This window comes from Cupriavidus sp. WGlv3, assembly GCF_023952475.1.
Taxonomy (GTDB): Bacteria; Pseudomonadota; Gammaproteobacteria; order Burkholderiales; family Burkholderiaceae; genus Cupriavidus; species Cupriavidus phytorum.
On sequence record NZ_JALHRX010000004.1, the window covers coordinates 141999 to 155718 of the forward strand.

15 protein-coding genes are annotated in these 13720 nt (G+C 68.7%); 6 read left to right on the forward strand and 9 right to left on the reverse strand.

The features are described 5' to 3' along the window. Nucleotides 1–121 precede the first annotated feature (121 nt). The 4 genes from MKD38_RS09590 to MKD38_RS09605 all read left to right on the forward strand — a co-directional run bounded on the left by MKD38_RS09590 (nucleotide 122) and on the right by MKD38_RS09605 (nucleotide 3618). Entirely contained in the window at nucleotides 122–730 is a 609-nt protein-coding gene (locus MKD38_RS09590; protein ID WP_252676237.1) for a hypothetical protein, read from the forward strand. Nucleotides 731–832: 102 nt separating this feature from the next. After that, entirely contained in the window at nucleotides 833–1036 is a 204-nt protein-coding gene (locus MKD38_RS09595; protein WP_115699716.1) for a CsbD family protein, read from the forward strand. A 180-nt stretch (nucleotides 1037–1216) separates the two neighbouring features. Then, nucleotides 1217–2002: a GntR family transcriptional regulator gene (locus tag MKD38_RS09600; RefSeq protein ID WP_252676239.1), complete on the forward strand. Its 786-nt coding sequence runs from the start codon at nucleotides 1217–1219 to the stop codon at nucleotides 2000–2002. Between the two features lie 71 nt (nucleotides 2003–2073). Next, nucleotides 2074–3618 (forward strand): acetolactate synthase large subunit, encoded by a 1545-nt coding sequence (locus MKD38_RS09605; RefSeq protein WP_252676714.1) that lies wholly within the window; start codon nucleotides 2074–2076, stop codon nucleotides 3616–3618. Between the two features lie 65 nt (nucleotides 3619–3683). Here the strand turns inward: MKD38_RS09605 and MKD38_RS09610 are convergent, their stop codons facing one another. Then, on the reverse strand, nucleotides 3684–4094 hold the full coding sequence (locus tag MKD38_RS09610; protein WP_252676241.1) for a hypothetical protein: 411 nt from the start codon (nucleotides 4092–4094) through the stop codon (nucleotides 3684–3686). Between the two features lie 119 nt (nucleotides 4095–4213). Here MKD38_RS09610 and yddG point away from each other — a divergent pair, with 119 nt between their 5' ends. Next, nucleotides 4214–5158, forward strand: a complete 945-nt coding sequence (yddG, locus tag MKD38_RS09615) for an aromatic amino acid DMT transporter YddG (protein WP_305882512.1) — start codon at nucleotides 4214–4216, stop codon at nucleotides 5156–5158. A 9-nt stretch (nucleotides 5159–5167) separates the two neighbouring features. On the opposite strand, the gene MKD38_RS09620 is transcribed toward yddG, so the two are convergent. From MKD38_RS09620 to MKD38_RS09655, 8 genes are all read right to left on the reverse strand, one after another. Next, nucleotides 5168–5551 carry a response regulator transcription factor gene (locus MKD38_RS09620; protein WP_252676251.1) on the reverse strand — a complete coding sequence of 128 codons (384 nt, stop codon included), beginning with the start codon at nucleotides 5549–5551 and terminating at the stop codon, nucleotides 5168–5170. A gap of 66 nt (nucleotides 5552–5617) precedes the next feature. Beyond that, nucleotides 5618–6724 carry a porin gene (locus MKD38_RS09625; protein WP_252676253.1) on the reverse strand — a complete coding sequence of 369 codons (1107 nt, stop codon included), beginning with the start codon at nucleotides 6722–6724 and terminating at the stop codon, nucleotides 5618–5620. Further along, nucleotides 6711–6989 (reverse strand): XapX domain-containing protein, encoded by a 279-nt coding sequence (locus MKD38_RS09630; RefSeq protein WP_111520063.1) that lies wholly within the window; start codon nucleotides 6987–6989, stop codon nucleotides 6711–6713. Before MKD38_RS09630 ends, MKD38_RS09625 begins: the two co-directional genes overlap by 14 nt. 25 nt (nucleotides 6990–7014) lie before the next feature. Next, nucleotides 7015–8664, reverse strand: coding sequence for an MFS transporter (locus tag MKD38_RS09635; protein WP_252676255.1), 1650 nt, complete (start codon nucleotides 8662–8664; stop codon nucleotides 7015–7017). Nucleotides 8665–8669: 5 nt separating this feature from the next. Beyond that, nucleotides 8670–9122, reverse strand: coding sequence for a DoxX family protein (locus MKD38_RS09640; protein WP_252676257.1), 453 nt, complete (start codon nucleotides 9120–9122; stop codon nucleotides 8670–8672). Nucleotides 9123–9162: 40 nt separating this feature from the next. Beyond that, the gene (locus tag MKD38_RS09645; protein ID WP_252676259.1) at nucleotides 9163–11025 is read right to left on the reverse strand and encodes an amidohydrolase; all 1863 of its coding nucleotides are present in this window, start codon (nucleotides 11023–11025) and stop codon (nucleotides 9163–9165) included. 79 nt (nucleotides 11026–11104) lie between these two features. Further along, a complete protein-coding gene (locus MKD38_RS09650) occupies nucleotides 11105–11926 on the reverse strand; it encodes an alpha/beta fold hydrolase (RefSeq protein WP_252676261.1) in 822 nt (273 codons plus the stop codon). A 54-nt stretch (nucleotides 11927–11980) separates the two neighbouring features. Further along, nucleotides 11981–12667: a hydrolase gene (locus MKD38_RS09655; RefSeq protein WP_111520068.1), complete on the reverse strand. Its 687-nt coding sequence runs from the start codon at nucleotides 12665–12667 to the stop codon at nucleotides 11981–11983. A 359-nt stretch (nucleotides 12668–13026) separates the two neighbouring features. On the opposite strand from MKD38_RS09655, the gene MKD38_RS09660 reads away from it, so the two are divergent. Then, nucleotides 13027–13686, forward strand: coding sequence for a response regulator transcription factor (locus MKD38_RS09660; RefSeq protein ID WP_252676263.1), 660 nt, complete (start codon nucleotides 13027–13029; stop codon nucleotides 13684–13686). The last annotated feature ends 34 nt before the right edge of the window (nucleotides 13687–13720 follow it).

A 13720-nucleotide genomic window follows, 5' to 3' on the forward strand; every position in this document is an offset into this window, starting at 1 on the left:
GGAGCCCAACGCCTGCTGACCCCATCCCCCCGAGCCTACTCTGTACATACGGCATGGCCAGCAGCATAGCCGCCGGCCTCTCATGCGTACCCTTACGCAATCACCCGGAAAGGAGCTCGACATGATGAAGAAATGGCTGACCGCAGCAGTGTGTTCGATGATGGTTGCCGCCCCGGCAGGCTTTGCCCTGGCGCAGACGACGGCACCGGCGACGACGCCCGGAACGGCTGCAACCGGCGCAAGGGCAGACTATGACGCCGCAGTGAAGCAGTCCGACGCGGACTACAAGGCTGCCTCTGCCAAGTGCGATGGCATGAAGGACAACGCCAAGGACGTCTGCAAGGCCGAGGCCAAGCGCGACCGCGACGTGGCCAAGGCCCAGGCCGAAGCGCGCCGCGACGGCACGCAAAAGTCGATGGCCAAGGCCGAGAAGACCAAGGCCGACCGCGACTATGACGTCGCCAAGGAAATGTGCGACGACAAGACCGGCAACGACAAGGACGTCTGCAAGAAGGACGCCAAGGCCGCGCATGAAAAAGCCCTGACCGCCGCCAAGGTCGACAAGGCCGCGGCGACCGGTTCGCGCAGCGACGTGGCCGAGGCCCGCGCCGATGCGAAGAAGGACACCATGGACGCCGCCTACAAGGCTGACAAGGAACGCTGCGACGCCATGTCCGGCGATTCCAAGGACAAGTGCCAGGCCGACGTGAAGGCCAAGTACGGCAAGTAAGCGGGTTCAACACGGCCTGCCTGGCAAGGGCGGGCCGGCCACCGCACCACTCGCAAGGGGACGCCGCCAGCGCCCCCTTGCCATGACAGCAAGGAGCACGACATGAACTGGGATCAGATCGAAGGCAAGTGGGATCAGGCCAAGGGCAAGGTCAAGGAGAAGTGGGGCAAGCTCACCGATGACGACATCACGCAGATCAATGGCAAGCGCGATCAGCTGGCCGGCCGCATCCAGGAGCGCTATGGCTACAGCAAGGAGCAGGCCGAGGAAGAGATGAAGGCATGGGAACGGGATGTGCGGTGGTAAGACGCCGAACAACGGTCTTGCAAAGCGCCTGCGGGCGCTTTTTTTTTGCCCGTGCGGTTCAAGAGCCATAGCGGGCAAGGTAAACCCTAGTGGTCTACCTTTATAGACTTTTTATACTGTTCCCCACCGCCCGCCGGCATCCGCCAGCGCCTCAAACCGCCCGGTACCGGGCACCTGCCCATGCCGGATCCTCTTTCCAGCGAACTGCTGTCCCGCAGCCGCCAGCCGGTCTACCTGCAGCTGGCCACCATCTTTCGCCGACAGATCGAAAGCGGCGCCTGGCGCCAGGGGGCGCGCATCCCGTCGCTGGAGCAGCTGTGCCGCCAGTACGGCGTGGCGCGCATGACCATGCACCATGCGCTGTCGATGCTCGACGAGGAAGGGCTGCTGGAGCGCTCGCGCGGCCGCGGCACCTTCGTCAAGGCGCCGTGCCAGGCGCGGCGGCAGGTGTCGCTGTCGACCAGCTGGGATGAAGCCGTTGCCGTCGGCGCGCAGCTCGATACCGAAGCCATGGTCGAGTCCGCTGGCAATGTGCCGCTGCCGGACGACCTGGGCATGCCGTGCGCCGGCGAGCGCGCGCCCGCCTACCACTTCCTGCGACGGCTGCACCGGCTCGACGGGCGACCCTTCGCCGTGGGCGAGGTCTATATCGAGGGGGATGTGTTCGCGCGCGATCCCGAGGCCTTCCGCCAGGGCGCGTCGGTGCCGGTGCTCGACCGCTTTCCCGGCCTGTCGGTCAGCACCGCGCGGCAGCGGCTGTCGATCGTCGCGGCGGGTGCGGAATCGGCGGCCGCACTGGCGCTGGCGGTCGGCGCGCCGGTGGCCGAGCTGCGCCGCTTTGCCTGCGTGCCGTCGGCCACGATGGCGGGCGCCGAGCGCATCGTCTATTTCGCCCGCATTGAATTCCCCACCGAGTTCGTCTGCCTCGATTTCGACCTGCTGGCCGCGCGCCCGCATCCGGCATGACTGACCGGCCCCCAGCCAACCCTCCAGCCCACTTTCCAACCAACGGACCCCAGATGGACAACGCACAACCGATGAACGGCGCCGAGAGCCTGGTCAAGACCCTGCTGGCCAATGGCGTGGACACCTGCTTTGCCAACCCCGGCACCAGCGAGATGCATTTCGTCGCGGCGCTGGACCGGATTCCCGGCATGCGCTGCGTGCTGGGGCTGTTCGAGGGCGTGGTCACCGGCGCCGCCGACGGCTACGCGCGCATGGCCGGCAAGCCCGCCGCCACGCTGCTGCATTGCGGCCCGGGGCTGGCCAACGGCCTGGCCAACCTGCACAACGCGCGCCGCGCCCAGACGCCGGTGGTCAACCTCATCGGCGACCAGGCCACCTACCACCGGCCGCTGGACGCGCCGCTGACCGCCGACACCGAAGGCTGGGCCCGGCCGGTGTCGGTATGGACGCGCACCGCCACGCAGGCGGCTTCGGTCGGGGTCGATGCGTCGGCCGCGGTGCAGGCCGCCTGCGCCGCGCCGGGCGGCGTCGCCAGCCTGATCCTGCCGTCCGACGTGTGCTGGGATGCGGGCGGCGTGGTGGCCGCGCCGCTGCCGGCACCGGCGGTGCCGAAGGTTTCGCCGGACGCGGTGCAGCAGGCCGCGCGCGTGCTGCGCTCGGGCCAGCCGACGCTGATCGTGCTGGCCGGCAGCGCGCTGCGCGAGGCGCCGCTGGCCGACGCGCACCGCATCGCCGCGGCCACCGGTGCACGGCTGATCTCGCCCATGTCCAATGCGCGCGTGGCGCGCGGGCGCGGTCGCCTGGCGGTGGACCGCGTGCCGTATTCCGGCGATGCCGCGCGCGACAAGCTGGCCGGCATCCGCAACGTGATCCTGGTGGGCGCGACGGCGCCGGTAACGTTCTTTGCCTACCCGGGCAAGTCGCCGCGCCCGTACCCGGAAGATGCCGCGGTTCATGTGCTGGCGCGCCCGGAAGAAGACCTGGCCGAAGCGCTGGCACGGCTGGCCGATGAACTCGGCGCGCGTCAGGCGCAACTGCCCGCCGCGGCTATCCCTGCGCCGGTGGAACCCGCACGCGGCGCGGTCACCTCCGAGGCGGTGGCGCGCACGCTCACCGCGCTGCTGCCCGAGCAGGCCATCGTGGTGGAAGAAAGCGTCAGCTTCGGCCGCGCCTTCTATCCCGGCACCGTGCACGCCGCGCCGCACGATTGGCTGCAGCTGACCGGTGGCGCCATCGGCGCGGGCCTGCCGCTGGCGCTCGGCGCGGCCGTGGCGGCGCCCGGCCGGCGCGTAGTGGCGCTGCAGGCCGACGGCTCGGCCATGTACACGCTGCAATCGCTATGGACCATGGCGCGCGAACAGCTCGACGTCACCGTGGTGCTGCTGGCCAACCGCAAGTACGCCATCCTGCTGGGCGAACTGGCCGGTGTCGGCGCCAACCCCGGCAAGACCGCGCTCGACATGCTCGACATCGGCAACCCCGACCTGGACTGGGTCAAGCTGGCCAGCGGCATGGGCGTGGAGGGGGCACAAGCCACCGACATGGAAGGCTTTGCCGACCTGTTCCGCATGGCCAACGCGCGCAAGGGACCGTTCGTCATCGAACTGGTGATCTGAGCGCGGGCGCGGCTGGCCAGCGCGTCTGTCGCGCCGCCCGGCAAGCCGCGCAACCTGCCGGCGTTTCAGTCGGTCAGGTCGGGCCACCCCGGCGCCTCGCTGGCGCCGGGCAGTTGCTGCACCACGTGTTCATGCAAGCGCGACAGCTCCAGCGCGATGCCCTCCGGAAACCCCTGCCGCCCGCCGCGCTTGTCGATCAGCAACTCGACCAGGAAGGCATGCAGCGCCGCCGGATTGGCGGCCAGCGCCGCCAGCTGGTTGCCGATGCGCGGATAGCGCCGGCACAGCACCAGCGGGCGCGCCTGGGCCGGCAGCGACACCAGCCAGCGCATGGCAACGTCCGACAGCGCCGCATCTTCCGGCGACGGCGCACGCCGCTGTTCGCTCCAGTCCGGCGCGGCCTGCACCGGCGGCACGCCGTCCAGGATCTTCCTGGCTTCCTCGACGGTGACGAATTCAAAAGAGAGGGGTTCCATGCCGGCTCCGGGGGTCGAACCGACGCGCGAGGCGGCGTCGTTGCTGCATTCTAGCGGTGAGCGCATGCCGTCGATCAAGTAAAGTGATGCCCCTTCCGTCCCATCGATAGCTTCATCCCATGGCAGTCATGCAGAAAAATCAGGCAACGCTGGTCGGGCTGGTCGCGGTGCTGCTCTGGAGTTGCATGATTGGCCTGATCCGCGGCGTCAGCGAAAGTTTCGGTGCCACCGGTGGCGCGGCGCTGATGTACACGGTGGCTTCCGCGCTGCTGTGGCTCACGGTGGGAAGTGTCCGGCTGCGGGCGCTGCCGCGCGCGTACCTGGTCTGGGGCAGCGTGCTGTTCGTGTCATACGAACTGTGCCTGTCGCTGTCGATCGGCTACGCCAGCAGCGGCAGGCAGGCGATCGAAGTGGGCATGGTCAACTACCTGTGGCCCAGCTTCACCTTGCTGGCCGCCATCCTGTTCAACCGGCAGCGGGCCAGCTGGCTGATCGTGCCGGGTTTGCTGGTGGCCATGCTCGGCATCTGCCTGGTACTGGGCAGGGACCAGGGGCTCGATGCGGCGGGCATGGCGGCCAACGTGCGGGACAACCCGCTCAGCTACGGACTGGCCTTCGCGGGCGCGGTGATCTGGGCGGGCTACTGCACCGTGACCGCCCGCATCGCGCAGGGCAAGAACGCAGTCACGCTGTTCTTCATGCTGACGGCGCTGGCGTTGTGGACCAAGTACCTGTTCACCGGCGGCGAAGCGATGGCGTTCGGTGTTGCCGGCGTGGTCTACCTGGCTCTGGCTGCCGGTGCGATGGGCTTCGGTTATGCGGCGTGGAATGTCGGCATCCTGCACGGCAATGTGTCGGTGCTGGCGGGCGCATCGTATTGCATTCCGGTGCTGTCGGCCGCGCTGGCCGCCGCGCTGCTGCATGCGCCGCTGTCGTTCGCGTTCTGGAAGGGTGCTGCGATGGTGGGTGGCGGTTCCATCCTTTGCTGGCTCGCGACGCGCGGCAAAGGGCAACGCACCGCGCCAGCCGGCATGGTGCGTCGGGAGCCGGCGCACACGGAATGACTGCCCAGCCTAGCGCGTGTCGCCCGGCAGCCCCAGCGCCCGGTCGATACACCGGATGATCTCGGTATCCTCGAACGGCTTGCCGATAAAGCACGCCGCCCCAGCCGCCTGCGCGCGCGCTTCATAGCCCTGCTTGTCGAAGGCGGTCATGAAGATCACCGGCATGCGCAGGCCGCGCGCGCGCAGCGCGGCGCAGAGCGCGAAGCCGTTCATGCCCGGCATCTGCACGTCCGCGATCACGCAGTCGATGCCGTCGAGCGACGGCGATGCCAGCAGCTCCGCCGCGCCGGGGTAGAGCTCCACGGCCAGGTCGAAGGCGCGCAGCAGCCGTCCCATGGCCTGCCGCACGGCGGCGTCGTCGTCGACGATGGCAATCACGGGCGTGGCATTCACGCGAACTCCTCGAACAGGCGTGCGCGGTCGCAGGGGTCACGCACGCCCCCTTGCTGCGTGGCGGCACTAGAAGGTGTGCCGCAGCCCCAGCGCAAACGTCTGCGGATCGGCGCCGGCGCGGATGCCGAGGTCGTTGATGGCGAAGTCGTAGATCGCGTTGTCGGCATTGTCGATGCGGCTGTAGTAGGCATACAGCGCGGTGCGCCGCGACAGTGGGTAGTCGTAGCCGACCGTGAACTGCGTGGCGTGGGTCTGCGCGCCGCTGCGGAAGAAGCCGATGGTATCCGTCGACGATCCGGTGCCGTTGGCCGCATAGGCCACGCCGACACGCACGCTGCCGGTCCCGACCTGCTGCACCAGCGAGGCGTAGTACGCATTGCGCTGCAGGTCGCCGGTGTCGGTGCGGTAGTGCAGGTGTTCGACCACCGCGGCCAGGCGCGTGCCGGGCAGCAGCTGCCACGCCACGCCGGCCTTGAGCGCGTCGTCGTTGCGGCCGGCGGCCTGGTAGTGCTGGTGGCGTTCCCAGGCCAGCGTCGCGTTGAGCGGGCCGCGCTCGTAGACCGCCGCCACCGAGTACAGCGCCGGATTGCGCGCGACGGTGGTCTTCTCCTCGGGCAAGCCCCAGCCCAGCCACAGGCTGACGCCGGCCCAGCGCGGCGTGCGGTACTGCACGATGTTCTTCTGGCGCCGGTCGAACGCGCTGGTGTTCTCGACATTGTCGGTGCTCGAGGCCGAGCCGTTGCCGATCAGCGCCATATAGCCGGCGGTGGTCGGGTAGTACGGGTCGTAGCCCATGGTGGCCTCGGTGTAGGGCGTGTGCCAGTGGCCCAGGAACAGCAGGCCGTGGCTGCCTTGCAGGCCGATGCGCGAATTGCGGCTGGCGATCTGGCCCTCGCCGGTATCCAGCGACAGCGCGCTTTCGATCTGCCACACGGCCTTGAGCGCGCCGCCCAGGTCTTCTTCGCCGCGCAGGCCGAAGACCGAGCGGTTGTTGTTCAGGCGCACGACACTGCCGAGTCCGGTGCCGTCGGTCGCGGTGCTGGCGCGGCTGTACTCGAGCGACGTGTTCAGGCGGCCGTAGACGGTGACGCTGCCGTCCGCCAGCGCGGGCGCGCTCAGTACGGCGCAGCACGCGCCCAGCAGCGCGCAACAGGCCCGGCTAGTTCGCGGCATCGTCGGCGGGCGGCTTGCTGGCGGCGTTCAGGGTCGGCCCCGGGGTTCCGGTGATCTTGGGCATGCACTCGGCGTGGAACCACGCGGCCGTCACCGGTTCGCCGGCGAGCATGCGCTTGATCGGCGGCACCACCTGTTCGCCGATCAGCATGCCAAGCAGGCCGATCAGCGCCACCACCGGCGGCGCGGGTGAGCGGACCTGCATCAGTGCGTAAATGATGCCGACGAGGATGCCGGCGGCCAGGGAGACAAGGTAGAGCTTCATGGCGATTTCCGATAAGTTTGGTGGATCAGTGCGAAGCCGTCGGCGCTGCCGGTGTCGTGTGCGGGTCAGGCAGCCCGACGCCCAGCAGGTGCCGCACGCGCGGCGGCGTCTCGCGCGCATGGAAGCGCGTGATTTCGCGCTGCAGGTCGGCATCGGCGTGCGGCACGCGTCGGTGCTGGCGCAGGTGCTCGGCCCAGGATTCGACCAGGAACCACTCGGTCAGCAGTTCCGGATCGGCCGGGTCTTCCATCACGCCCCAGTTGAAGGCGCCGTCGCGCAGCCGTTCTTCCGAGAGCTTGTGCACCGCGCGCAGGAAGGCATCGCGGTCTTCCGCGCGGACGCAGTACTCGATCAGGATCATCACCGGTCCGCGGTCATGCGCGATCTCTTCGGCGCCCTCCGGCTCCGGCCAGTGCTGGGCCGGCGCGAGGTCTTCCTCGCCACGCGGCAGGCGCAGCCGATGCAGCAGCAGCGCCGCGGCCAGCAGGCCGCCCGCGGCGACCAGCAGTCCGCCGGAGATGCCCAGCGCCTGCGCCACGAAGCCCCACACCAGGCTGCCCGCCGCCATCGCGCCGTTGAACACCATCTGGTAGACCGCCAGCGCGCGGCCGCGCACCCAGTTGGGCAGGATGGCCTGCGCCACGCCGCCCAGCGTCGTCAGTGCGGTGATCCAGGCGGCGCCGAGGAACAGCAACAGCGGCAGCGCCACCCACACCGGCGGCGCGATGCACAGCGCCGCCATCACCACGGCGGTGACGACGGCCGACAGCAGCACCATGCCGTCGGCGTCGAGCCTGCGCTGCAGCCGCGGCATCACCAGCGCGCCGAGGATCGCGCCCAGGCCCACCGCGCCCAGCAATACGCCATAGAGGCTGGCGCCGCCCTGCAGCAGCTGCTTCGCCACCAGCGGCAACAAGGCCCAGATGCTGCTGCCGAAGGCGAAATGCACCGCCGCGCGCGCCAGCACGATATGCAGCTTGCTGTGCGCGCGGGTGAAGCGCAGCCCTGCGCGGAAGGCGCCCAGGAAATGCTCGCGCAGCGGATCGGCGGCGCGCTGCGGGCGCTTCCACCACAGCAGCGCGGCGATCACGAAGACATAGCTGACCAGGTCCACGCCATAGGTCGTGGCCGCGCCGAACGCCGCCAGCAGCAGGCCGCCGGCGGCCGGCCCGATCGCGCGCGCGATATTGACACCCAGCGCATTGAGCGCGACCGCGCGCTTGAGCTCTTGCTGCGACACCAGTTCCGGCACGATCGATTGCCACGTGGGCCCCATCATCGCCGCGCCGATGCCGCCGAGGAAGGCCATGCCGATCAGGATCTCGATCGTCAGCGCCTGGCGCCAGGCCAGCACCATCAGCGTGCCGCTGACCATGGCCAGCCCCACCTGCACCGCAATCAGGAAGCGCCGGCGGTCAAGGATGTCGGACAGCACGCCGGCCGGAATCGCCAGCAGGAACACCGGCAGCGTGGCCGCGGCCTGGATCGTGGCGACCGCGGCGGGGGAGGTGGACAGGTCGGTCGCCAGCCAGGCGCTGGCCACGTCGCGCATGAAGCTGCCGATATTGCCGAGGATGGTCGCGGCCCACAGCACCGCGAAGGTGGCCTGCGCCAGCGGCGCGAAGGTGCCGCCGTTGGCAGGCGTGGGCGTGGGACGGAGTGTTTGTTCGGCCATGCTGGTCATTGCTCCGTTTGCGCAGGCGTGCGCCGGTCGCGCAGGTCATGCCAGGCCACCAGCAGGAAGCCGCCCACCAGCCCCAGGTGTTCGAAGAAGGCGTTGGCCATCATGAACCTGGCGTCGGGCGGCGCCTGCCAGAAGCGGTTGGCGACGAAGGTCGCGGCCAGCGTGAACCCCGCCAGCGCCAGGGCGCCCAGCCAGCGGCGCCAGCCCAGCAGGATCATGGCGCACGCGCCCAGCTCCAGCACGATGGTCGCGATCGCCATCGGCACCGCCGGCGACAGGCCGAAATGCTGCATCTCGGCGACCGCGCCACCAAAGTCGGCCAGCTTGACCAGGCCGCCCTGCAGGTAGGCCGCGCACAGCAGCAGCAGCGCCAGCCAGTGCAGCCAGCGCGGCATGCGCAGTGTGGCTGCGCCGGAGGAATCCGGCGTCAGCGTGGTGGGTTCAGGCATGGCCAGTCTCCGGGTGGGGGCGTTGGGAAAGTGGTTGAGATCAGAATGCCCAGCACGAGCAGCCGAGTGCGCCCCAGAAGGTGCTTTCGTCCGAGGTCGGCACGCTGGAAGTCCAGGCCCTGGCATGCGCGTGCCCGTGCACGCCGCAACTGCTGGCGCAGCCGCACGCGGTGTTCATCGCCAGCTTGCGCGCCTGCGGCCGCGGCTGGTAGCCGCCCACATGCCGCACCGGCGACCAGTCCGGCATCGCCGGCGGGATCTGCGGCGACAGCTTGCTGAAGTCGCCGTCGCCATAGACCACCTTGCCGCCGAGGATGGTCAGCACCGAGGCGATGTCCTGGATCTCGTCGCCCGGCACGCTGAAGTAATCGGCCGACAGCACCGCCAGGTCGGCGAGCTGCCCCACCTTGATCTGGCCCTTCTTGCCGACTTCGGACGAGAACCAGGTATTGGCCTCGGTCCACAGCCGCAGTGCGGTCTCGCGGTCGAGCAGGTTGGCCTGCGGGTACATCGGCATGCCGCCCACGGTCTTGCCGGTGGTCAGCCAGTACAGCGACACCCACGGGTTGTACGAGGCCACACGCGTGGCATCGGTGCCGGCGCCGACCTTGACGCCTTTCTCCAGCATCTTCTTCACCGGCGGGGTGGCTTCGGCCGCGCGCGCGCCGTAGCGCTCGACGAAATACTCGCCCTGGTACGCCATGCGGTGCTGCACGGCGATGCCGCCGCCGAGCGCGGCAATGCGGTCGATGTTGCGGTCGGAGATGGTCTCGGCGTGGTCGAAGAACCAGTTCAGGCCATCGAACGGGATCTCCTTGGCGACCTTCTCGTAGACGTCGAGCGCGCGCGAGATGGTCTGGTCATAGGTGGCATGCAGCCGCCACGGCCAGCGCTTTTCGGCCAGCAGGCGGATCACCGGCTCGAGGTCGGCTTCCATCGACGGCGCCATCTCCGGGCGCTCGACGCGGAAGTCCTCGAAGTCGGCCGCGGTGTAGACCAGCATTTCGCCGGCGCCGTTGTGGCGGTAGAGGTCGTCGCCCTGGCCCGGCCGGACCTGGGAGGTCCAGGTCTTGAAGTCCTTGAGTTCTTCCTTCGGCTTCTGCGTGAACAGGTTGTACGCGAGCCGCACCGTCAGCTGGCCTTCCTTGTGCAGTTCCTCGATGATGCTGTAGTCCTCGGGGTAGTTCTGGTAGCCGCCGCCCGCATCGATCACGCCGGTGACGCCAAGCCGGTTCACCTCGCGCATGAAATGGCGGGTCGAGTTCTTCTGGTACTCGGGCGGAAGCTTCGGGCCCTTGGCCAGCGTCGCGTACAGGATGGTTGCGTTGGGCTTGGCCAGCAGCAGGCCGGTGGGATTGCCGCGCGCATCGCGCACGATCTCGCCGCCCGGCGGGTTGGGCGTGTCCTTGGTGTAGCCCACCGCGCGCAGCGCGGCGCCGTTCAGGATGGCGCGGTCGTACAGGTGCAGGATGAACACCGGCGTATCGGGCGCCACTGCGTTCAGTTCCTCGATGGTGGGCAGGCGCTTCTCGGCGAACTGGTGCTCGGTGAAGCCGCCCACCACGCGCACCCATTGCGGCGCGGGCGTACGCGCGACCTGGTCCTTCAGCATCCGCATCGCATCGGCCAGCGAGCGCACGCCGTCCCAGCGCAGCTCCATGTTGTAGTTCAGGCCGCCGCGGATGATATGCATGTGGCTGTCGATCAGCCCGGGAATGGCCCGCCGGCCATTCAGGTCGATGACCTTCGTCTGCGCCCCGGCCAGCTTCATGATGTCCTGGCGCGTGCCAACGCCGACAAAGCGTCCGTCGCGCACGGCCACGGCATCGGCCTGCGGATTGGACTTGTCGAGCGTGGCGAACTTGCCGTTGAAGAGGATGAGGTCAGGGGTTTCCGGTGACATGGCGAAGATCTCCGAGGAGGCGGCCGCGCCGAGCGCGGCGGCGGAGGCGATGAATTGCCGGCGGGTGACTGACATAAGCTCAGGCGTTCAGGAAGGCCAGCAGGTCGGCATTGACCTGGTCGGCGTTGATCACGCACATGCCGTGCGAGGCACCGGGGTAGACCTTCAGCGTGGCGTCCCTCACGATCTCGGCCGACAGGCGCGCCGAGTTGCCGATCGGCACGATCTGGTCGTCGTCGCCGTGCAGGATCAGCGTCGGCACGTCGATCTTCTTCAGGTCCTCGGTATAGTCCACTTCCGAGAACTCCCGGATGCAGGCGTACTGGCCGACGATGCCGCCGGCCATGCCCTGCGCCCAGAACGCGTCGATGGTGCCCTGCGAGGCCTTGGCGCCGTCGCGGTTGAAGCCGAAGAACGGCACCGCCAGGTCCCGGTAGAACTGCGAGCGGTTGTCGGCAACGCCCTTGCGGATGCCGTCGAACACCGCCATCGGCAGGCCGTTGGGGTAGGCCGTGGTCTTCAGCATCACCGGCGGCACCGCGCCGATCAGCACGGCCCTGGCCACGCGTTTGGTGCCGTGGCGGCCGATGTAGTGCGCGACCTCGCCGCCGCCGGTGGAGTGGCCCACCAGCGTCGCATCCTGCAGGTCCAGCGCGTCCAGCAGCGCCGCCAGGTCGTCGGCATAGGTGTCCATGTCGTTGCCCTGCGCGGGCTGGTCCGAGCGGCCGTGGCCGCGGCGGTCATGGGCGATCACGCGGAAGCCCTGCTGCACCAGGAACAGCATCTGCGCGTCCCAGGCGTCGGCATTGAGCGGCCAGCCGTGCGAAAACACGACCGGGCGGCCCGAGCCCCAGTCCTTGCAGAAGATCCGGGTACCGTCTTGGGTAGTAATGAAGCTCATGATTAACCTTTGCGATGGAGGAGGACGACAGAACGCGACGAGATCGCCGCAGGCTCAGCGCGCCGGCACCGGCGCGATCGACTCGTGCGGGGTGGCGGTGCGTTGCGGCGCCTTGTGGACCATGGTGTAAGCGTAGTCGACGCCCATGCCATAGGCACCGGAATGCTCCTTCACCAGCTTCATCACGGCGTCATACGTGTCGCGATGGGCCCAGTCGCGCTGCCATTCCAGCAGCACCTGCTGCCACGTCACCGGCACGGCGCCGGCCTGCACCATGCGCTGCATGGCGTAGTCGTGCGCTTCCTTGCTGGTGCCGCCCGAGGCATCGGCCACCATGTAGATCTCGTAGTTGCCTTCGAGCATCGCGCACAGCGCGAAGGTGGTGTTGCAGACCTCGGTCCACAGGCCGGCCACGATGACCTTGTTGCGGCCGTTGGCCTTGAGCGCGTCGCGCACCTTCTGGTCGTCCCACGAGTTCATCGAGGTGCGCTCCAGGGTCTTCTGGTCCGGGAACACGTCGAGCAGTTCCGGATAGGTGAAGCCCGAGAACGACTCGCTCTCGACGGTGGTGATGGTGGTCGGGATATTGAAGATCTTGGCGGCCTTGGCCAGGCCGACCACGTTGTTCTTCATGGCCTGCCGGTCCATCGACTGTACGCCGAAGGCCATCTGCGGCTGATGGTCGATGATGATCAGCTGGCTGTTCTGCGGGGTGAGGACTTCGAGCTTCGGGTTGGACATGGTGTCGTTCCTTGGGACCAGGGTTGAGCCGGGTGCGGTCCTTGCTTCAGCGCAAGGCCGCAACGCGGGAGGGGGCGGAGCAGGGCGGCGGGGTTGCATGACCGCAGCGCTGCCGCAGGGAAGACTAGTCGGTGTGGGCGCCAACGCAAATCGGATGTTCGTATTACCCGGCGGCGGCGCCGATGCCCAGGCGTGGTGCGCCGTGCACGGCGTACGCGTCGTCACCGCTCCCATCCGCGACTAACACCATGGTATGGGTGCCCGGTGCGTCACTGCCGTGACCCCATGCCGGTCCTTGCGATGACATGCCCGCTGGTTATAATCCGCAACACCTTTCCGAGCGCACTGGAGATCTGACCGTGACATCACCGAGCCTGGAGCCAGCCGACACCAGTGCGAACGATGACGCGACGGTGCTGGTGGTCGACGACGATGCCGCGCTGCGCCGGGCGCTGGGCAACCTGTTCCGTTCGGTCGGCCTGAACGTGGCATTGTTCGCCTCGGCCGCCGAACTGCTGGCAACGCCCTTGCCCGATACGCCATGCTGCCTGCTGCTCGATGTCAGGCTGCGCGGGCAGAGCGGGCTCGACCTGCAGGCGCGGCTGGGCCAGCTGGGCGTCCACATCCCCATCATCTTCATGACCGGCTACGGCGACATCGCCATGACGGTCGCGGCCATGAAGGCTGGCGCCGAAGACTTCATGCCCAAGCCGTTCCGCGACCAGGACCTGCTCGATGCGGTCGCCGCCGCACTGGAAAAAGACCGGCAGCGGCGCCAGGGACTGCGCCAGCTCGACGCCTTGCGCGCCAGCTACCAGTCGCTGACGCCGCGCGAAGGCGAGGTCATGGGCCTGGCGGTGGCGGGGCTGCTCAACAAGCAGATCGCCGCGCAGATCGGCATCAGCGAGGTGACGGTGAAGATCCACCGCGGCCAGGCCATGCGCAAGATGAAGGCGCGCACCTTTGCCGAGCTGGTGTTGATGGCGCAGCAGCTGGGCCTGTGCAAGGTCGGCGGCTGAGTGCGCCGTGGCGCCGAGCCTGACATCATTCCCC